The sequence below is a fragment of the Vibrio gelatinilyticus genome (assembly GCF_022836845.1).
GTDB classification, from domain to species: Bacteria; Pseudomonadota; Gammaproteobacteria; order Enterobacterales; family Vibrionaceae; genus Vibrio; species Vibrio gelatinilyticus.
On the sequence record NZ_JAJNNZ010000011.1, the window covers coordinates 1 to 20,087 of the forward strand.

Annotated in this window: 20 protein-coding genes; 14 read left to right on the top strand and 6 right to left on the bottom strand. The window is 48.4% G+C overall.

All coding sequences use genetic code 11. The features are described 5' to 3' along the window. Positions 1-450: 450 nt before the first annotated feature. The 6 genes from LNL84_RS13530 to LNL84_RS13555 all read left to right on the top strand — a co-directional run bounded on the left by LNL84_RS13530 (position 451) and on the right by LNL84_RS13555 (position 7,105). Positions 451-1,983 carry an ABC transporter ATP-binding protein gene (locus tag LNL84_RS13530; RefSeq protein WP_244358101.1) on the top strand — a complete coding sequence of 511 codons (1,533 nt, stop codon included), beginning with the start codon at positions 451-453 and terminating at the stop codon, positions 1,981-1,983. Then, the gene (locus tag LNL84_RS13535; RefSeq protein WP_244358102.1) at positions 1,976-3,136 is read left to right on the top strand and encodes an ABC transporter permease; all 1,161 of its coding nucleotides are present in this window, start codon (positions 1,976-1,978) and stop codon (positions 3,134-3,136) included. The genes LNL84_RS13530 and LNL84_RS13535 overlap by 8 nt, the downstream gene beginning before the upstream one ends. Next, on the top strand, positions 3,136-4,065 hold the full coding sequence (locus LNL84_RS13540) for an ABC transporter permease (RefSeq protein ID WP_244358103.1): 930 nt from the start codon (positions 3,136-3,138) through the stop codon (positions 4,063-4,065). Before LNL84_RS13535 ends, LNL84_RS13540 begins: the two co-directional genes overlap by 1 nt. Before the next feature lie 307 nt (positions 4,066-4,372). Next, positions 4,373-5,449, top strand: coding sequence for a BMP family ABC transporter substrate-binding protein (locus tag LNL84_RS13545; RefSeq protein ID WP_244358104.1), 1,077 nt, complete (start codon positions 4,373-4,375; stop codon positions 5,447-5,449). A gap of 67 nt (positions 5,450-5,516) precedes the next feature. Beyond that, positions 5,517-6,500 (top strand): isopenicillin N synthase family dioxygenase, encoded by a 984-nt coding sequence (locus LNL84_RS13550; protein ID WP_244358105.1) that lies wholly within the window; start codon positions 5,517-5,519, stop codon positions 6,498-6,500. 389 nt (positions 6,501-6,889) lie between these two features. Beyond that, positions 6,890-7,105 carry a hypothetical protein gene (locus LNL84_RS13555; RefSeq protein ID WP_244358106.1) on the top strand — a complete coding sequence of 72 codons (216 nt, stop codon included), beginning with the start codon at positions 6,890-6,892 and terminating at the stop codon, positions 7,103-7,105. 281 nt (positions 7,106-7,386) lie between these two features. Here the strand turns inward: LNL84_RS13555 and LNL84_RS13560 are convergent, their stop codons facing one another. The 4 genes from LNL84_RS13560 to LNL84_RS13575 form a co-directional block, all read right to left on the bottom strand. After that, positions 7,387-8,136, bottom strand: a complete 750-nt coding sequence (locus tag LNL84_RS13560; RefSeq protein ID WP_244358107.1) for an SDR family NAD(P)-dependent oxidoreductase — start codon at positions 8,134-8,136, stop codon at positions 7,387-7,389. A 200-nt stretch (positions 8,137-8,336) separates the two neighbouring features. Beyond that, positions 8,337-8,654 (bottom strand): hypothetical protein, encoded by a 318-nt coding sequence (locus tag LNL84_RS13565; protein ID WP_244358108.1) that lies wholly within the window; start codon positions 8,652-8,654, stop codon positions 8,337-8,339. 58 nt (positions 8,655-8,712) lie between these two features. Beyond that, complete coding sequence (locus LNL84_RS13570) at positions 8,713-9,660, bottom strand: DUF2955 domain-containing protein (protein ID WP_244358109.1); 948 nt, start codon at positions 9,658-9,660, stop codon at positions 8,713-8,715. Between the two features lie 9 nt (positions 9,661-9,669). Continuing rightward, positions 9,670-10,053 (bottom strand): hypothetical protein, encoded by a 384-nt coding sequence (locus LNL84_RS13575; protein WP_244358110.1) that lies wholly within the window; start codon positions 10,051-10,053, stop codon positions 9,670-9,672. On the opposite strand from LNL84_RS13575, the gene LNL84_RS13580 reads away from it, so the two are divergent. The 8 genes from LNL84_RS13580 to LNL84_RS13615 all read left to right on the top strand — a co-directional run bounded on the left by LNL84_RS13580 (position 10,041) and on the right by LNL84_RS13615 (position 17,402). Next, positions 10,041-10,652: a LysR substrate-binding domain-containing protein gene (locus LNL84_RS13580; RefSeq protein ID WP_244358111.1), complete on the top strand. Its 612-nt coding sequence runs from the start codon at positions 10,041-10,043 to the stop codon at positions 10,650-10,652. The genes LNL84_RS13575 and LNL84_RS13580 overlap by 13 nt on opposite strands. A gap of 65 nt (positions 10,653-10,717) precedes the next feature. Beyond that, positions 10,718-10,969, top strand: coding sequence for an AMP-binding enzyme (locus LNL84_RS13585; RefSeq protein ID WP_341829458.1), 252 nt, complete (start codon positions 10,718-10,720; stop codon positions 10,967-10,969). Between the two features lies 1 nt (position 10,970). Continuing rightward, positions 10,971-12,650 (top strand): GMC family oxidoreductase, encoded by a 1,680-nt coding sequence (locus LNL84_RS13590; protein ID WP_244358113.1) that lies wholly within the window; start codon positions 10,971-10,973, stop codon positions 12,648-12,650. 112 nt (positions 12,651-12,762) lie between these two features. Then, the gene (locus LNL84_RS13595; RefSeq protein ID WP_244358114.1) at positions 12,763-13,023 is read left to right on the top strand and encodes an acyl-CoA-binding protein; all 261 of its coding nucleotides are present in this window, start codon (positions 12,763-12,765) and stop codon (positions 13,021-13,023) included. A 145-nt stretch (positions 13,024-13,168) separates the two neighbouring features. Beyond that, on the top strand, positions 13,169-13,708 hold the full coding sequence (locus LNL84_RS13600) for a glutathione peroxidase (RefSeq protein WP_244358115.1): 540 nt from the start codon (positions 13,169-13,171) through the stop codon (positions 13,706-13,708). 429 nt (positions 13,709-14,137) lie between these two features. Beyond that, complete coding sequence (locus LNL84_RS13605; RefSeq protein WP_244358116.1) at positions 14,138-16,150, top strand: SDR family oxidoreductase; 2,013 nt, start codon at positions 14,138-14,140, stop codon at positions 16,148-16,150. A 68-nt stretch (positions 16,151-16,218) separates the two neighbouring features. Beyond that, entirely contained in the window at positions 16,219-16,725 is a 507-nt protein-coding gene (locus tag LNL84_RS13610; protein ID WP_244358117.1) for a DUF2505 domain-containing protein, read from the top strand. A gap of 44 nt (positions 16,726-16,769) precedes the next feature. Then, the gene (locus LNL84_RS13615) at positions 16,770-17,402 is read left to right on the top strand and encodes a TetR/AcrR family transcriptional regulator (protein ID WP_244358118.1); all 633 of its coding nucleotides are present in this window, start codon (positions 16,770-16,772) and stop codon (positions 17,400-17,402) included. A 63-nt stretch (positions 17,403-17,465) separates the two neighbouring features. Here LNL84_RS13615 and LNL84_RS13620 read toward each other — a convergent pair whose 3' ends face one another. Together LNL84_RS13620 and LNL84_RS13625 are read right to left on the bottom strand one after the other, a co-directional pair. Then, on the bottom strand, positions 17,466-18,395 hold the full coding sequence (locus tag LNL84_RS13620) for an alpha/beta hydrolase (RefSeq protein ID WP_244358119.1): 930 nt from the start codon (positions 18,393-18,395) through the stop codon (positions 17,466-17,468). Positions 18,396-18,476: 81 nt separating this feature from the next. Next, positions 18,477-20,036, bottom strand: coding sequence for a wax ester/triacylglycerol synthase family O-acyltransferase (locus tag LNL84_RS13625; protein ID WP_244358120.1), 1,560 nt, complete (start codon positions 20,034-20,036; stop codon positions 18,477-18,479). Between the last annotated feature and the right edge of the window lie 51 nt (positions 20,037-20,087).

Below are 20,087 nucleotides of genomic sequence, written 5' to 3' on the forward strand. Positions count from 1 at the left end.
TGAAACAGTAGAAGATGTATTTGCTACGCAAATCCTTCCTGAGCGTTTTGTGAAAGCAAAAGCTGAGATTGAAAAGAAAATGGCTAAGCCAGCAGCTAAAAAAGCCACTAAGCGCGCCGTAGCTAAAACACCTAGCTACTCAAAATAATCAGGAAACTAAGCCATACGCTTAGGCTCTGATACGCATATTTTGTGAATAAAAAGCTCCCTCTGGGAGCTTTTTTTTGGTTATAAAAATACAGCGCCACAAATGGCGTTACTTTCCTTTCTAAAAAACTCACCTTGTAGCACAACAAAACCCAGCTTGGTGCAAGCGCACCATTATTGAGCATCTTATAACTACCTTTTACATGAGAATACCTCTAACCCCTCTCTTTTGGGGTTCTTAAACTTGGTCAGCTTATTGCATAGTCGTCTTAACCCTAAGCATCTGAAAGGATTCTGTGCGACATGAAACAACCACCACTAATAGAGCTCTGGAATGTGAGTAAGGCTTTCCCTGGCGTCATTGCAAACGACAAAGTAGATCTGACGCTTCACGAAGGGGAAATCCTCGCCTTATTAGGCGAAAATGGTGCAGGTAAGTCGACTCTCGTTAAAATGATCTATGGCGTCAACCAACCAGACAGTGGAGCCATTCTTTGGAAAAACCGAGAGATCACCATTGCGTCCCCCAGCCAAGCCAGACACATGGGTATTGGCATGGTGTTTCAGCACTTTTCAGTCTTTGAAACCTTAACGGTACAAGAGAATATCGAGCTGGCTCTCGATAAAGAGTTTCGCACCAAGATCGGCGATCTGCGCAAGCACATCCTAGATATCAGCAAAAAGTATGATCTTCATGTACACCCCGAACGATACGTGCACAGCCTTAGCATTGGCGAACGTCAACGAGTCGAGATCGTTCGCTGCCTCATCCAGAACGTTAAGCTGTTGATATTAGACGAACCCACTTCAGTATTAACACCTATAGAAGTCAAAGGGTTATTTGGAGTCTTAAGAAGTCTAGTTAAAGAAGGTTGTAGCATTTTGTTTATCAGCCACAAGCTTAAAGAAGTGACGGAGTTGTGTGACCGAGCACTGATCCTTCGAGGTGGAAAAGTAAGCGGTGAATGCATTCCAGCCAATGAAACCGCCGAATCCATCGCCCGAATGATGGTTGGCAGTACAGCAGAGCTTTCTGAATCTTATCCAAAAAAATCATCACAAAGCGTCACGCTTCAAACTCATCAACTGACTCTGCCCTCTTCTCATCCCTTTGGTTGTGGGTTAACCAATATCACTTTTGAGCTTAATGCCGGTGAAATTCTCGGCGTCGCTGGGGTGGCCGGTAATGGGCAAGAGGACCTTTTAGCCGCTCTCAGTGGTGAAGACACCAGAGCAAAAAGTGGCAGTATTATGTTCGATGGTCATGACATTGGTCACCTTGACGCGGGCGAACGACGCCGACGAGGCATGGCTTACGTACCGGCTGAAAGGCTCGGACAGGGTGCAGTTCCTGAAATGACGTTAGTGGATAATACCCTGTTAACACACTCAGATACGCTAGCCAAAAGAGGCATTATCGACCATCGCAAGCTTGAGTCCCTAGCCGATGACATCATATCCAATAACAACGTCAAGTGCCGTGACCGTAACGCTCAGGCCAAAAGTCTATCCGGTGGCAACCTGCAGAAATTCATTATAGGTCGAGAGGTTCAAAAGGCTTCTCGGGTATTGATTTGCGCCCATCCAACCTGGGGGGTTGATATTGGTGCCGCCAGTGCTATTCATCGACAAATCATAGCACTGCGAGATGCTGGCGCAGCGGTTATCGTAATTTCTGAAGATATCGATGAACTGTTTGTCATCTGTGACAAGTTGGCAGTGCTGTACGAAGGACAATTGTCTGCGACGGTTAACACCGAACAAACCACCATCGAAGAAATAGGAAAATGGATCGCGGGCAGTTTCATTCAAAACAAGGAATGCGTCGATGCTTAATATAGAACCAAGAATCGAAAACTCTAAAGCGATGGCGTGGATATCTCCATTTATCGCTATTTTTCTGACGATGTTGGCGTCTAGCATCATTTTCACGCTACTTGATGTGAGCCCTGTGAAAGCATTTGATGTCTTTATTATCCAACCAGTCAGCGATACCTACAACATTGGCGAATTATTGGTTAAAGCTACCCCCTTATTGCTGTGCGCGACGGGACTCGCTATCTGCTATCGGGCCAATATTTGGAATATTGGCGCTGAAGGGCAATTACTTATCGGCGCGATTGCCACCAGCTATGTGGCGATACAAGCCACTGACACTAGCGGCAATGGCCTGTTCTTTGTTGCATTGTTGGCTGGCATTGGCGCAGGAATGGCTTGGGCGGCCATTCCGACATTGCTTAACAGAGCCTTCCACACCAACATCATATTAACCACTATCATGCTCAATTATATCGGCCTTTACACCTTATTGTGGGCAGTGCATGGGCCACTTGCTGACCCTCAGGGCTTTGGCTTTCCTGAATCTGTGATGTTCCCTGATAGTGTCTTATTACCGCTGCTTTTGGATCAAGGACGAGCATCCGTCAGCGTCATTGTCGCTGTTGCCATCGCCCTGCTATGTGGTTTCGTTTTATTCAAAACACTGCCTGGCTTTAAAGTCCGTGTTTATGGTGAAGACCAACATGCCGCTCGCTATGCTGGGTTTAGCGCTAACAAAATCATTTGGGCCGTGATGTTATTTTCTGGTGCACTTGCTGGTTTTGCCGGAGCAGCCGAAGTCACAGGGCCTATAGGCCAACTTATTCCCTCTGTTTCTCCTGGCTACGGTTACGCTGCCATCATCGTCGCCTACCTTGGACGACTCAATCCCTTTGGGATCATTTTGTCTTCCTTTTTTATGGGCGCTCTTTATATGGGGTGTGATCTAGCCCAAATCGAACTTGGGTTACCCACAGCCATCACTGGCCTTTTCCAAGGTTCACTATTGTTTTTCTTATTGGCATGCGACTTCTTGATCTTTTATCGCATCAGGTTGGTGTCTCCTAAGGCTATTTGGTCAAAAAAATCCCCCCCTTCAAAACCTTCAACAACGACGAACTCTGAAGGCACAACCGTTCATCCAGAATCGCAAAACCAAGGAGTGGTGTAATGGATATTATGCTGATTCAACAAATTCTCATTGCCACGTTAAAAACAGGCACCCCGCTCTTACTCATCGCACTTGGAGAGCTGATTAGCGAAAAATCAGGCGTTCTCAATTTGGGGCAAGAAGGGATGATGCTAATGGGCGCGATGGCTGGCTTTGCTGGCGCATACTACACTGGCAATCTATTTTTTGGCGTTAGTCTGGCCATCCTATCGGGCATGATGATGGCCTTCATTTTTGGCTCTCTGTCCTTGATGTTAAATACCAACCAAGTAGCAACGGGCCTTGCCCTTACCATATTTGGTACCGGGCTCAGTGCTTTTCTTGGCACCAGTTTGGTAGGAACCACTATCGACGGTTTCAAAGAACTTCCAATCCCAGTTCTGAGTGATATTCCACTGCTTGGCCCATTGCTCTTTAATCAGGATATCTTTATTTATTTAAGTTTTGCTCTCGTGGGTGTGTGTTGGTGGGTGGTGAATAAAACGACTCTTGGCTTGACCTTGCGCGCTGTGGGGGAAAACCCACACTCAGCGAATGCCCTTGGAATCAACGTATTAAAAGTACGATTACTGGCCACTCTGTTTGGCGGTGCGATGGCAGGACTAGCAGGATCGTATATGTCCCTTGTGTATACCCCAATGTGGATGGAAAACATGACCGCGGGGCGTGGTTGGATTGCCCTAGCGTTAGTCGTATTTGCCTCGTGGCGAATTGGTTATCTGATCTTAGGAGCCTACCTTTTCGGTTTCACTTCAATACTGCATCTATTGATGCAAGGGTTTGGATTTGACATATCACCGAACTTACTGGCCATGACTCCCTACGTTGCAACAATTATTGTCATGGTATTGATCAGCTCAAATGCTCTGAAACAAAAATTGGCTACCCCAGCAAGTTTGGGCAAGCCATTTGACCCGAAATTACATTAGAAAGCGTTATGAAAATGCCCCTCGCACAAAAGTTGTCGACGGGCAATCCAGAATCGAAAACATGGTCACGACAAAATGCACAAATTTGGTGCGAACATTATCAATAGGCTCACCATAATCAATCAGGTAAGCATTTTGAGTGGCGAGATGGTTCGAAAAACCGGCGGCCTCAGCACCTCACAGTACTGACGGCATAAGCTTTACACGACAAACACACAATCATTAACAAAAAGACAACAACTTGGTCAATTTCTTGCAGTAGCTGGCTGTACGTTTAAAAAGTCAAAATGGATAAATGGAGAATTTCATGAAACTGAACAAATGGATGATGACTGCGGCATTGACGGCCGCCGCCACTTTTTCCGCTTCAACACTCGCAGAAGACCCACTAAAAGTCGGGTTTGTTTACGTGGGTCCAGTAGGCGATCATGGGTGGAGCTATGAGCACGACCAAGGTCGTCAAGAAATGCAACAGTACTTTGGAGACAAGGTCAAAACAACCTATGTTGAAAATGTTTCTGAAGGCGCTGATGCTGAGCGTATCATCACGCAACTGGCTAAATCTGGGCACGAAGTTATATTTACGACCTCATTTGGTTTTATGAATCCAACCATTAAAGCGGCGAAACGCTTCCCGAACGTCACCTTTGAACATGCAACCGGATATAAGCAAGCCAAGAACGTCTCAACCTATGGTTTGAGAACCTACGAAGGACGCTATGTGTCTGGTGTTGCTGCGGGTATGGCAACGAAAACCAATACCATCGGCTACATTGCCTCATTCCCCATCCCTGAAGTGATCCGCGACATCAACTCGGTCTATCTCGGTGCAAAAAGCGTTAATCCTGATATCAAAATCAAAATTGTTTGGGTGAATACCTGGTACGACCCAGGCAAAGAGTCAGATGCCGCGAATGCACTGATCGATCAAGGCGCCGATATCATAGTTCAACACACCGACAGCCCTGCGCCATTAATTGCCGCCGAAAAACGTGGTGTGATGGGCATTGGGCAAGCCTCTGATATGAGCCACTTTGCGCCCAAAGCGCACATGTTCTCGGTGCGTGATGTTTGGGCTCCGCACTATATCGAAACGGTCAAAGAGGTCATGAACGACAGCTGGAAACCCACTGATTTCTGGGGTGGCTTCCAAGAAGATATCTTGCAAATCGTATCCATCAATCCAGATCTGCCAAAAGACATCCAAGCGGCGATTAAAACCACTCACGCAAAGATTAAAGCAGGTGCATTCCACCCCTTCACCGGACCAATGGTTGATAATACTGGCAAAGAAGTCATCGCGGCAGGATACACCCTTAACGACAAAGAGCTGGCTGCTGTTAACTGGTACGTAGAAGGCATCGACGCCACGATTCCTAAATAAAAAATCACTTCTCGTAGCTTTACATACATATAGCCCAATATTTATTGGGCTTACTTAGGACAACTCTATGAATGCAGCCTTACCTATTATTGATATCTCACCGTTGTCAGGCAACAACCCAGAACACCAGCAAGACGTGATCAACGCAATTGATCATGCTTGTCGTGACAAAGGCTTCTTCTACGTCACAGGTCATGGCATACCCGAAGAACAATTCGCCAAGGTCCAGGCTATCGCAAGTACTTTTTTTGCCTTGGAAGAACAAGAAAAGCAGCGCATCAATATTCAACAATCTGCTAACCATCGAGGTTGGGGACAAGTCAATGCTGAGAAACTCGACCCTGAGGGGCCGCAAGACTATAAAGAAACTTTTGATATGGCATTGGATCTGAGCCCTTACCATCCCCAGGTTACACGCTTTCCCGAGCTGTACGGACCAAACCAATACCCAAACCTTACTGGGTTTATACAGATCATGCAGCAACATTACGAGCTGACACTGCAAGTTGGCCTAAAGATACTCAGCGCTATGGCATTAGCATTAAAACAACCTGAGGATTTTTTCACGCAGTATTTTACCTGCCCTATCAGTGTGCTTCGCCTCATTCATTACCCACCCCAACAACTGCAAAGTAACGGAGCTGGTGCCCATACTGATTACGGATGCATCACATTATTGCATCAGGACAATACTGGAGGGCTGCAAGTTCAAGACATTAATGGCACATGGCTAGACGCGCCACCAGTGGCTAACAGTTTTGTTGTCAACATTGGTGATCTGATGCAGCGTTGGACCAACGATCACTACAAGTCGACACCACATCGAGTCATCAGTCCGACAGCAAATACCACTCGTTTTTCGATGCCGTTTTTTGTCGAACCGGATTTTGATACCCCTGTTACCACGTTGGACTCGTGTTTGTCACCCGGCGAAGCGTCCCGCTATCCCACCATCACGGCAGGAGACTGGATATTGTCGAGGTTCTCGGAGACTTATGAGTATCGACATGGCTCAGAAGACAAACACCACGAACAAACGCCAGCAACGTAACGCTACCGAGTGCCGACGGCTCATGCTCACGCTCACAAGGCAACAATAATCCGCATTTGCTGTAATTTTCTTGCTGCAAATGCGATTAACCTTGATAGACAAATTCAGATGAAGTTCACAAACTTGAGTGAATGTTTAAATTGAAGCTAATGGACTCACCAAGAAAAATACATCTGCGTAACAAAAATAATGTAAAACCCACTATTTATTCTAATCATTTTAATTGGTTACACTGACTTCCGTAATGGGCCATTGCAAGCATAAGCCCCGAGAATCAATAGCGAGGTGTTATTTGCTTTTTCAATTTGAACTCGCCACTTAGTTGTATATAGTGCGCGAAAAGCATAACCATAATAAACATAGTCACATAACGTCACTTAGGCTTTCACATGAACCAAACCACTTTCGACCTTCTTAAAAATACTACGCGTGGCAAGATAAAAAATATTGAACGGATCCCACCATGCAGCAAAGAGTCATTGCTTGACGCCATCGACAACGTGACAGAATTAAATGACATCATCATTATCAATCACGCAATCAAAAAGATCATCGCACATGAATACGCTATGGCGTCTGAATCCTACGATGAAGCGAGGGGCTAGTCACTAGCGACTAAATGTGACGAAAGGTGAAATTCAGTGAATACATCAAGGGGAACGGGTATTCACTGTGGCGAGTTCCCATCGCTAAGCCAGGCTCATTGACGGCGAGCTACCTTAACAATATAGAGAATAGTTCACAATTTTCGCCTTCGCCTGCGTCACGCCAACCTCAGAGCGGCGAAACTCTACGGATTCGATTTAGTAGAGCCGACCTACGTCGTGATGATTTTTCGCAACGCTCTAGGCTTGTCGCTACGCTCTGAGCTTGTGGAAAAAAACCTCTATCCCAGCAGTTGCTGCGCCATTTTATTGGACACGCCCGCAACCCAGCCTCCGTCAATGCGAATGTCGCTCCCCGTTATGTACTGACTGGCATCACTTGCTAGAAAGTGATACGTCCCCAACAAGTCAGACACCTTTGCAGGTTTGCCCGCACAAGTCAGCGCCCGACATAAGGTTGCCTCAGGGCCATCTTCAGGTTCCATACTGGTTAATACCGTACCTGGCGACACAGAATTGACGCGAATACCACGCTCGGCCCATTGCATCGCCACATTTTTAGTAAGCTGGATAACCGCCGCTTTACTCACACTGTAACTGGTGTAGTCTTCCACCGTGAGATGAGCGGCCAGCGAAGCGGTATTAATAACAGAAGCACCCGCCGACAGCATTGAAGAAGCCGCCTTTAAGCAGCGAGTAATCCCCAAGAGGTTGGTGTTGAGGTTATTTACGATCTCAGCTGTAGCCAGCTGATCAACTGGGGCTTCCTGACCCGATATTCCAGCATTGTTGATCAAGACATCGATAGGTTGTCCCGCTTTCGACAGGTCATTAAAGGCGCTTTCAACCGACTCGTCACAAGACACATCCAGCGTGACAAAACGTATAGGCATAGCTTGCAGCTGTGCGCTGTACGTTCGCGCTGCCGCAGTCACGATAGCCCCTTCACGAACAAAATGCTGCACCAGACCCAGCCCAATACCCTGGCTCGCCCCAATCACCATGATGTGTTTCCCTGCTAACTTGAACATATACTGACCCCTTCACGATAGATATCCCATAGTGAATAACATCCACTCGAAGTCCTATACCCCAAAAACGTAACACAGAAATAACTAAGAGAGACTGAAACTACCGATAGGATCTAAAGCGAAGGGATACCACCACCCATCATCAACAATAAGTAGCGCAATAAACAGAGGAATAGGCCTGGTTCCAATGGTGCTGTCACCTACCAGTGGATATCAAGATCTTGCTGATTCAACAATTCAATTTCATACCAATCGTCGATTAACTCTTTGGCAAAGTCAGACGAGATAGGCTTTTCGAGCGTGGCGTCTTTGTGATCTTTCAGCGCGATACTGTAGATGGTTGCGCCTTTATGTGTTTTTATTGCGTAGTATTCTTTTAGGCACTGATCTTTATCTTTATTCGGCCCCCACGCCATAACAGACTTTGAGCCATTAATATCGATGCAAACTGCTAACGAACAACATTCCATCATAATCACCTCTGCGTTGTGCACGTACCCCAAAGTGTAGGCCAACATTGAGGGCTGCTCTAGCAACTAGCAACTAGCAACCCTCATTGATTACTGATAATCCGAGTCATGCTCTGAGAACAGCACTAACCACCACGGCGACAAAGATCGAGCTAAAGCGATACAGCAGAGCAAAGAATGCGTCTTTGTCTCCAGGGGAAAGTGCTGACGTCATTGGTACGGTAAGCGCCGCCATAGCAGAGAATGCAATCGCTCCTTTGGCTGGCCCTTGTGTTTGCCAGTAACAAAACGGGCCCATAGCAATGGTAAACAGTAGCCAATACAGGAACGCACTTTCAAACCAAAGCCCAAGTACCATCTGCATACCAAGGCCGACCGCACACCCCATTGCAGTACCAATAATTCTCACTTTCGCCATTTTTAAAGCCCCAGCACAGCTCATAGGCGCTAAGATCACCAGCATAGATGCATGAGCGGCTGCCGAATCATAGAGATCCAGAACTTGAAATGTAACAAACGCCACCATTGCCACAATCCAAACTGTAAGTACATTTTCTGCCACGTAAGCTGGTGATGATACTTCTCCGCCACTCGCGTTGTGACTTTCCTCCTGAGCCGGAAAAACCCAATACGCAATGGCACAAATCACAATATTAAGCGCTGCGTAAACCCAAACCGTTATAGACATATCTTCTATATCGACAAAAGGATAGGTTGCCAAGTTAAGAACGAGAGAGCCAATCACAATGCCCATGTAGCCGATCAGAAATGTTTTCTTGTTCGTCATCGCAATGCATTTGGTCATAAATACCAGTGCGACCGCAAGCAGCAACATCATTGGGTAACTGCCCATAATATCCACTAACAGCATCGCCTGAATGGTTGTCCAGACCGACGAAACTAATATCAATAGCAATAAAGGGACATTAAAACTGTCTGTATTGCTAAGCACAAACATCGGCAAGATTATCCCCAAAAAGCCGTAATCTAATCCGAATACAACACTCAGAGCCAACCCCAGCGAACATGCAAACCATATGCGAAGTGTTTTCATGCCACGCCCTTAGTAAATAAAGTGGAACCAGCTCACAAGTTGAATACGTGTTCGCGCAATGAACTGCCAGAAACGGCTCTCACCTGAATACAGGGCAAGGGTTGCTCGCGAGCCAACAAACAGTGACGCAGGCAAAGACTCTTCATGCTCAAGGTTAATTCGCGTTCTTTGGGCATCTCGTACCCAACGATTGTTCACTTCAATCTGGGTCAGCGTTCCATTTGGGTTTTGATGGCCCGCAGCAACCCCCTTATCACGGCTGGCAACGTCATAGCGAAACACTTTTCCAGGGAAGAACCATAGAGCTAACAGAGTCAGGTAAGCACTTATATGAGCTGATTTATCAGCAGTTCTATCATGTTGAGCAAAGCTTGATCGCGATGGAAGAATCAAAACAAGAGTTTACTGGAACCGTGCGCATTGCGATTCCGTCTGCGCTTATGCTCTCGGACATATTCAAATCAATCGTGATCGAGTACTCCATTGAGTTTCCCAATGTCCGAATTGAAATCGAGAATCACCACGAAAGTATTGATCTTAAAAGGCAAGGATTTGATTTACAGGTTCTACCTGATGCGGTGGGCGTCACTGACGACAGCTACGTTCAGTTCAGTTTGCTCCATTACGGTTCAAACCTCGTCGCCTCGCCTGGCTACCTTGAGTCACACCCGCCGTGCGAGACTGTAAATGATCTCAGATCGCATCGAATTTTCACTAATCGATACAACGCTGATCTGTTGAGTGAAGACATCCCGGTTCGATTAAAAACCGATGATCTGAATTTGATGCATGAGCTAGCGCTCAAAGGACAAGGTATCGCCTTTTTGCCGCAGACTCACTCAAAAAAATCGCTCGATTCTGGTGAGCTGGTAAAAGTATTACCAAGTTATAAATTCCCACGACTCAGCCTTACGTTAATCTACCCTTCAGCAAAGGCGCTCTCTAAAAAGACCCGAGCCTTTATTGATTTGTTTAAAAACAAGCTCAACTAAACACGCTGCGTCTGGCTGAGGTTACTTTCACGTAACCTCTAGCCTATGGCCAAAGTTGGTTTCGAGTGGGTGCGGTAGAAATGACTGCGGTTATTGATGCTAGTCATGAAAAGTTAGGCGAATGGGTATACGCTTATATCGTAATATTAAAAGCGGAACTACAAGTCGACGAAGAGAGCCCTATTCGTTGCAGTAAAGGGCAACTCGCTGCTTACGAATACCCGTGCCGTATTATCATTCATGAATCCCTACCAATGACGGCGACACGTAAGATTCTGCAACGCGAGTTAACAGAAGAAATGACACCGGAGGTGTAATATGGAGCGTTACGATTACATTGTCGTTGGTGGAGGCTCGGCCGGATGTGTGCTGGCTTCACGCCTTACTGAAGATGAAACTATTTCAGTATGTCTGCTAGAGGCGGGTGGCAAAGATGACAGTTCCATTATCCACACTCCGGTAGGCATGGTCGCTATGGTGCCAACCAAGATCAACAACTGGGCATTTGAAACGGTGCCGCAGCCTGGTCTTAATGGCCGTAAAGGGTATCAACCTAGAGGGAAAACTTTAGGTGGTTCAAGCTCTATTAACGCGATGATGTATGCCCGAGGCCATAAGTACGATTATGATCTTTGGGCAAGCTTAGGTAACGAAGGATGGAGCTATGATGAGTGTTTGCCTTACTTCAAAAAGGCGGAACACAATGAAGAGTTGAAAGATGAGTTTCATGGTCAAGGTGGACCACTGAATGTAGCGAACCTGCGTTCTCCAAGTCCTATGGTTGAACGCTATCTTGATGCCTGTGAAGAGGTCGGCATTCCGCGTAATCCAGATGTGAATGGCGTCGAGCAATTCGGTGCCATGCGGACCCAAGTGACTCAATTAAATGGTGAGCGTTGCAGCGCAGCAAAAGCTTACCTTACCCCGAATCTTGATCGCCCTAACCTAACTGTTGTGACCAAAGCCACCACGCATAAAGTGCTGATGGAAGGTAAGCGCGCGGTGGGTGTGGAGTATGGCTCAAAAGGCAATGTGTTTCGCATCTCTTGCAAACACGAAGTAATATTATCTGCCGGTGCGTTTGGCTCACCGCAGATCCTGCAGCTTTCTGGTATTGGCGATAAAGCCGATCTAGAACAACACGGCATTGAGCAGGTACACCAGCTTTCAGGTGTTGGCAAGAACTTACAAGACCACATCGACCTAATACATAGCTTTAAAACCACAGCCAAGAATGAGACGTTTGGTATTTCACTGCAAATGCTCGACGATATCCGCAAGGCGTTACCGGAGTGGAAGAAGGAGCGCAAAGGCAAACTGAGTAGTAACATAGCTGAAGGGATTGGATTTTTCCGCTCTGAAGAAGGTGTCGATGTGCCCGACCTGGAGTTTGTCTTTTTGGTGGGTGTGGCTGACGATCATGCAAGAAAAATTCATACTAGTCATGGGTTTAGCTGCCATGTAACACTGCTAAGACCTAAGAGTCGCGGCAGCGTCACAATCAAAAGTAGCAATCCATATGAGGCTCCGGCGATTGATCCCAACTTTTTCAGTCACCCTGATGACATGCCTTTAATGATCAAAGGGTGGAAAAAGCAGTATCAGATGTTGCAAAGCTCAGCCTTTGATGATGTGCGTGGTGACAACTTCTACCCTGTTGACCCTAATGATGATAAGGCGATTGAGCAAGACATCCGAAACCGAGCCGATACTCAGTATCACCCGGTCAGTACTTGTAAAATGGGGCCAAAAGAGGATGAGCAAGCGGTAGTCGATAATCAAGGCCGAGTCTATGGTATCGAGCAGCTTCGAGTTATTGACGCTTCTATCATGCCAACTTTGGTTGGTGCAAATACCAATGCCCCAACCATCATGATGGCAGAGAAAATCGTTGAGCAAATCAAAAAAAGACACGCGGTCACTGTGAACAGTTTGTACCGTCAAGTCGGTTTACCTGTACATCAAGACGCGAATCTATCTGGAAGGGATTTTTCCTAGTTTACTGCCTAGGTCACTCTTTGAGCTATTGTGTAAACATTTATGGCTGCTATAAACTGGTCGGAGCACTGCTTAGCGGTAACCTTCAATTATCGAGAAAAAGGACTTTTCTATGAGTGATCTCTCTTCCCAGTTCGAAGCGGCAGCCGAAGCCGTAAAAACATTGAAGCAAAGGCCTGATGATGAAACGCTGTTGTCACTCTACGCCTACTACAAACAAGGCAGCACTGGCGATGTACAAGGCAGGCGGCCTGGTCTGTTCGACTTTAAAGGTGGTGCCAAGTATGCTGCGTGGGAGCGCTTGCGTGGCATGGAATCAGATAAGGCTAAACAGGCATATGTCGACCTGGTCGAGCGTTTGGCCAGCGCCTGATCAAGAAGATACAGTTCAGCGGATCGAGCCTCTAATTTGTTGAGCTACACATATTAAAGGGGTTAAAAACAAGTCTTTGTGAACGTTATGATTCACACAGCGTGAGAGCGGGTTTCCCCTTTTTCTTAACCACAAGGGACTTTTGATGTTTAGTAAAATCCAATATATCGCGGCTTTAGTCAGTGTTCCCTGGCAAAGTAGCGAAGGCAATGCCCACGATTTTAGTTTCGATACCATCACTGGTGATGCATTGTCCCTTGCCGATTACAAGGGCAAAGTCGTGCTGGTAGTCAATACTGCTTCAGAGTGCGGCTTTACCCCGCAGTACAAGCAATTACAGACTTTGTGGGAAACCTATCGTGACCAGGGGTTAGTCATCGTCGGGGTGCCGTGTAACGATTTTGGTGGTCAGGAAAAAGCCTCCAATGCCAGTATCAATAGCTTCTGTGAACTTAACTTCGGGGTGACGTTCCCACTAGCCGCAAAAACAAAGGTGAAAGGCAAAGGTCAGCACCCATTCTATACCTGGGCCGGGCAGAAGGTCGGTTTCGTGGGTAAGCCGCGCTGGAACTTTCACAAATTCCTGGTGAATAAAGACGGCAAACTGGTTGATTGGTTTTCGTCGACGACCAAACCCGATGCCCGGAAACTGGTGAGAGCAATTGAGCGTGAGCTAGCCAAATAACTCAACAACGCGCCGATCTTAATCATCGCCAGTGCAACACGATCGGCTATACCGGCCAGACTTCCTTTTGATGCCCTTTTCAAAGCCCTCGCGATAATGGGAAGGCCGTCTTCTTTGATGCTACAGTGAAGCCCGAATCTAGGGTTTGCTCTACTCTCAACACAGCCCTGCTGATGGCAGATGCGGCTGTTCGCAACTTATTGTCCAGCAACACTTTTTAATCAATCTGCTCCTTGAGTATTTCATCTGATCCAACATTGATTTGCACATATCATAGACTCGCGCAACTTATTTTTTTGCGATTGTGTGGCCTAGTTAACACTGGGTGGTCGTACCAGTTGCTATGCTTGAATGACGTAAAGAAATCATGTCGCCGCGCGCCATTGGCAGGGTTACATAAATGTTATGGAGGCTAGTCAAGGAATGAATATGAACTACTTTATCACCGGGGCCAGTGGATTTATTGGCTTAAACCTCTTACAACGGCTGACCAAACGGCCAGGAACCTTTTATTTGCTGGTTCGCAATGACGATAGCCAGATTAAGATCCTGGATGCGGCAAAACAGCTCGGTTTCCCAACGGATCACCTGGTGTTTGTCCAGGGCGATTTAACACAACCGAAGCTCGGGATCGCGACCCAGTGGATCGATCAACTCAGCAACTCAGTGACACACTTCTTCCATCTGGCCGCGGTTTATTCGTTTGAAGCCGACAGTGACACTATCGACAAAGTCAACATCGACGGTACTCGTCATGCACTTCAGTTGGCCGAAAAACTGGGTGCAGGCTGTTTTCACCATGTCAGTTCGATTGCTGTCGCTGGTCAGTATCGTGGCTGGTTCCATGAAGATATGTTCGAGCAAGCTCATCCCGAGGGGCACAGTTACCTGACCAGTAAACTGGCATCCGAAGCGCTGGTGCGCGAGCAGAGTGCATTACCATGGAAAATTTATCGGCCTGGGGTGGTGATCGGAGACTCAAAAACCGGTGCGGCCATGCGTATCGATGGTCCTTACTATTTCTTCAAGTTAATTCAGAAAATACGCGATTCCCTACCGCAGTGGATGCCTATGCTGGGGCTTGAAGGAGGCCGCCTGAATCTGGTGCCGGTGGATTTTGTCACCGATGCCATGGATCATATTTCCCATCAGCCGGACTTAAACGGCCAGTGTTTTCACCTGACTGATCCAGAGCCTTTCCGAGCCGGCGAGATAGTGAATATCTTCGCCCGCGCAGGACACGCGCCTCAGATGACGATGCGGATTGACCTGCGTCTGCTAGAGCTACTGCCCGAGGCTCTACGCAAGGAGCTAGGCAATCAGCCCCTTTTGAAGCGTCTGGGCCATTCCCTGTGTCAGGAGTTCGGGATCCCGCCAGCAGTGGCCGCGTTTTTTACCACACCAACGCTATTTGACAGCCGCAATACCCAAAGGGCCCTGGAAGGCACTAACATCAGCTGTCCAAGACTTGACGATTACGCCCCGGTAATTTGGGATTTCTGGGAGCGAAACCTGGATCCTGATCTGCACCAGGCGCGCAGTCTCAAAGCACGGCTGAAGGGTAAAACGGTGATGATCACGGGCGCATCATCAGGCATAGGTAAAGCCGTGGCCCTTAAGCTAGCCAAGGCAGGGGGACAGATGTTGCTGGTGGCGCGTAATGCCGAACGACTGCAGGAGACGGTTCGCGAAGTTGAAGAGCTAGGTGGCAATGCCGCGGCATATTATTGCGACATCGCAGACCTTGAAGCCGTTGATGTCATGATGCAATTGGTTGAACAGCAGTTCGGTAAAGTCGATGTGTTAATCAATAACGCCGGTCATTCGATCCGCCGCCCGGTGATCAACTCGCTAAACCGTTTCCACGATTATGAGCGCCTGATGCAGATAAACTATTTCGGCGCACTGAGGCTTATCAACGGTTGTCTGCCAGGTATGATCGCCAATAACGGTGGCCACATTATCAATATTTCGTCGATTTCAGTGCTGACCAATCCGCCACGCTTTGCTGCTTATGCTGCATCTAAAAGCGCGCTGGAAAGCTTCACCCGCTGTGCAGCTCCAGAGCTGATTGACTACAACGTGCGAATGACGACGATCCATATGCCTTTGGTTGATACGCCGATGCTGGAGCCGGTGGAAACCTATCGATCGGTCTCCACTCTCAGCCCTGAAGAAGCCGCAGAGATGGTTACCAAAGCTGTGATTGATCGGCCGAAGCGCGTCGCTACCCGGTTGGGTCTGTTCGGTGCCTTGGTGCACGGATTATTCCCGAAACTGGGTGAGCTTATTATGAACACTTATTTTCATATGTACCCAGACAAGCTGGATCAAAAGTACCGACCGGATCTGCCCGAAGCTGAGGCTGCCCATAAAAATCAGCAGCAGATACAGCGAGAGATCCAGGCACTGTCCAGTTATATCCGAGATATTCATCTGTAAGTTTGTGCTGGATTAAGCAGCAGGTTAATCGGTCAATAGAGAAAAGACGACCTAGGAGTGGGAATGAAATGAAACGAATCGAACTGATTCATGCCTACGCGGCATCTTTGGATGAGGTAATCCGGTTTTTTAGCGAAACCGACCTAATCGAAGAGAAATATGCAGAGCTCGGAGCACGTCATACCCAGGTCCTGGAGCTGGCAGAAACCGACGACGGGTTCAGGACCCGAACCGAACGCCAAATACCGGCTCAGGTGCCATCGGTACTCAAAGCTGTACTTGGCGATTCGAACCGGATTCGTCAGCAGGAGCAGTGGCACTGGTTGGACGACGACACCATCTCCTGTGACCTGGTGGTGGATATCGTCGGCGTGCCAGTGACGGTGCAAGGTGAAATGCGACTGATCGCCTTTGATGACAATCAGCGCTGTGAAAACCACGTCACCATCTTGGTATCAGCATCGCTGCCGCTTATTGGCGGCACACTGCGAGATTTTGTTGCCAGAGATATCAAGCGTCTGGCCGAAGCCGAGTTTGAACATATTCAGCAGCAGATAGCAGTCAGCACCGCGTAGTCAGGTATATAACCACGTAAATGTAACCGTTGCATGGAGGCCTAGTGAAAACCAAATCCAAGATCCTTGAGGCAAGCCGATGTCTGTTCAATCAGCACGGGGTCGAGCCCATTTCCAGCCTGCAGATCGCAACTGAGCTTGGGATCAGCCCTGGTAACCTTTATTACCACTTTCGCGGCAAGGACGAGATACTCGCTGTGTTGATCAGCGAATGCGACCAGCTGTTTGCCGACGATAGTCAGGCGTTTTCACAAGAGGTTGAGGGCCTGGAGGACTATTGGGCCTTTCTGCACCGTCTGATGGAGCACTTCTTACGTTACCAATTTATCTTCAGGAGCCTGGATCACCTGCATTGTGACTCTCCTGCCCTTGGCCGGCGTATTCGTGCCCTAGTCCGCCGACTGAAGGGACTGATTATGACCATGCTGGAGCAGCTGTCCAGTCTCGGTGTTTTGCAGGTTAATCAAGCCGAGCAGGCTATTCTGGCCGACAACCTGTTACTGGTTGGCCTGCACTGGGCGCATTACCAGGTTCTGCAGGATCCTGGCATCGACGAGCAAGCACTACTGCGCAAAGGCGTGATTCGCATGCTGACTCTGGTCTCTCCCTACGTGGCGCCAGAGCATGGGGCAGCACTGGTTCAGCATCAGCGCTGGGCTGAGCAACTCACAGGCTAGGCCAAACTTCTATCATCGAGAGCCGAATTCCCGCGGCTGAGCTACTGATACTAGAGTGCTGTTTTAGGCAGCGGGATCTTCGCCTTTTACCACATCGTGTTGCCACAGAAAATGGGCAATGCTGTCAATGGCTTCTCCGGCTTCCCGGATCTGACTAAACAACGGATAAACATGGGGCATACCTTGACCTACGATCAGCTCGATCGGGTGTTCGGCCTGTGTCAGTTTGTCAGCCAGACGAGTTGAGTCATCCAGCAGGACCTCCTCGGAGCCCACCAAGATAAGCGTGGGAGGAAGTTTCACGTAGTCGGCGTAAATCGGAGAAACCAGGGGATCCCGAGGCGGTGCACCGTTAAGATAAGTATTGCGCATCAGCAGTAGCGAGGGCAGATCGAAAAACGGATCGTCATTACGTTTTTCATAGGCGCTGTTTCCTGTCATCTCCATATCAGAGACCGGCGAGAGCAGTACTGCAGCGGCGGGTAGTGGCAATTTATTCTGCAGAACCTGCAGTAAGGTTCCGAGTACCAGATTGCCACCGGCTGAATCGCCCATCAGGATTATCTGACTGCTGTCGTAGCCTTCTTTTAGCAGTGCACGGTAGACCCTGTAGCAATCATCGTGGGCGGCGGGATACGTATGCTCCGGCGCCAGGCGGTAATCAACCATCAGGCCGCGGGCGGAGATCTTCCGACACACCCGAGCGATGAAGCTGCTGTGGGTATTGGGGCTGACAAAACAGAAGCCGCCGCCATGGAAATAGAGCAGCAGCAAGTTGTCGTTCGATGTGGGCATGTCGACCCATTCACAAGGAATACCAGCCCAACTGCACGGGGAGCGCTTGATGAGTTTGGGGGGGTTGATAAGCGCGCCATACTGATCGATGTTGGTGATCAGCTCTCGCATTTCATGTACATCGTTGCAGCGAGCCATACGTTGGCGCATTACGCGCTCAAGTACTTTGTTAAATGCCCGACTTTTCCAATGTGCCATGTTTACCTCCCTGAGCTGATTAGGGGAACCCGTGTAGTCTTTTAATCTCAACAATATAGCGAACAAAACGGACCTTTAGTTTTACTCCTTCGCTGGCTCAGTTTCTTTGTTTACCCTGCGGTGTTGCCGAGGAAGAGGAGATACCTTGAACTGTTTCAGTTCGGCAAGCAGCATCTCAGCCTCGTATGCCAGATTTCGTGAATGATCGTCGGCACTGGGGTTGAACAGTCCGCCATTTACCGCTGACATTGCGGTATCCATCACATCCTGGTCGAGGGACGCCAGTGCTTCTTCCAGATAATCGGGAATTTTCTCCGCATGGGGCAAGTTAGATGGACAGCTGACGAGTCCGAAATGCAGATGGTCATCGTAGCCGAACATTGTGATGTTAATAGTCTGGCCAGGGATCAGCAAAGACAGCGGATAGCATTCCTGAACTTCGGCACCGAAGAAATAGCGCCGCTGCGCTGGTCCCGGCACATTGGAGATGATCAGATTGGTGGCTGGGGGTAGCACGTGGTTGATATTCAGTTTACCGCCTAACAATGCCAGTCCGTTGACCAGAATCGAATAGTTGATATACCCCCCAGGTGAGACCTCCTGCGCCTGGTGCTTCACATCGTGAGTCGACTGCTGTATCGCAGCCAGGCGCCTGGTCGGCGTATCTAGGGCATGACCCAGTTCCACCAGCCCAACCGCGAACTTGTTACCACCTTTTTTGACCGCTCCCTCTTCCCGCAGATCAATCGGCATCAGCGCGACCAAAGGCTTCTCAAGACACAGACGGTGATCCTGCAGGTGACGGTTCAAAGCAATATCACACACACATAACATCACGTCGTTCAATGACGCGCCAGTGAGACGGCTAATCTGTCGAAACTGGCTGATAGGAAGGCGGCCCAGGCCAACTGCACGCGATTTGTGATGCTTCTGATTGAACGGGGTCTTGGGTGCGGTAAAGGGAACTTTTAGATCGGGGCGTTTGCCGCAAAACAGTTTCGATAACATACCAGTGCCCAAACTGACCAAGCCCAATGAGGCACTGAGTTGACGTTTCAGTTCACAGGCCGAGCCAAACAACTGAGTAATCAGCTGCTGGTTTTCTTCTTGCTGTCGCTTGCGTGAACTTCCCAGATCCTGCTGCCAAAATGGCGTGCCCGGCTCGGCGGGATCCTGAGACGTGCAGAAATCAAACAACTTGCCGACTTTCATGCCATCGGCAATAGCGTGGTGTACCTTAAAGCAGATCACCACCTGGTTGTTCTCTAGGCCACCAATCACCCACATTTCCCACAATGGGCGGAAGCGATCCAGTTGATTGCTGTGGATCCGTCCCACCAGATCCAGCAGTTGCTCACGGCTCCCCGGTTGAGGCAGCATCGATAAATGAACATGCTGGGTGATATCCACGCTCGGGACTTCCTGCCAGTTTGGCCATTCGGTCAATGACAGGTTCAAGCGCCAGTTAAACGGTTTCTTGACCTCGGAATAGGAGAGCAACTGGCTGTACAAGTTACATGCGAACTCCGCGCTCTCGGAGTCAGTAGGTGGCTGCAGATGGACTAATCCAGTGACATGCATTGGCGTGTCACCAGATTCAAACAACACAAACGCAAGATCGATAAGAGAGAGTTGATTCATAGACACCTGCCGCCCCAGTCTTGTAAACAAATGAAAAAGGGGTGGGGGCAA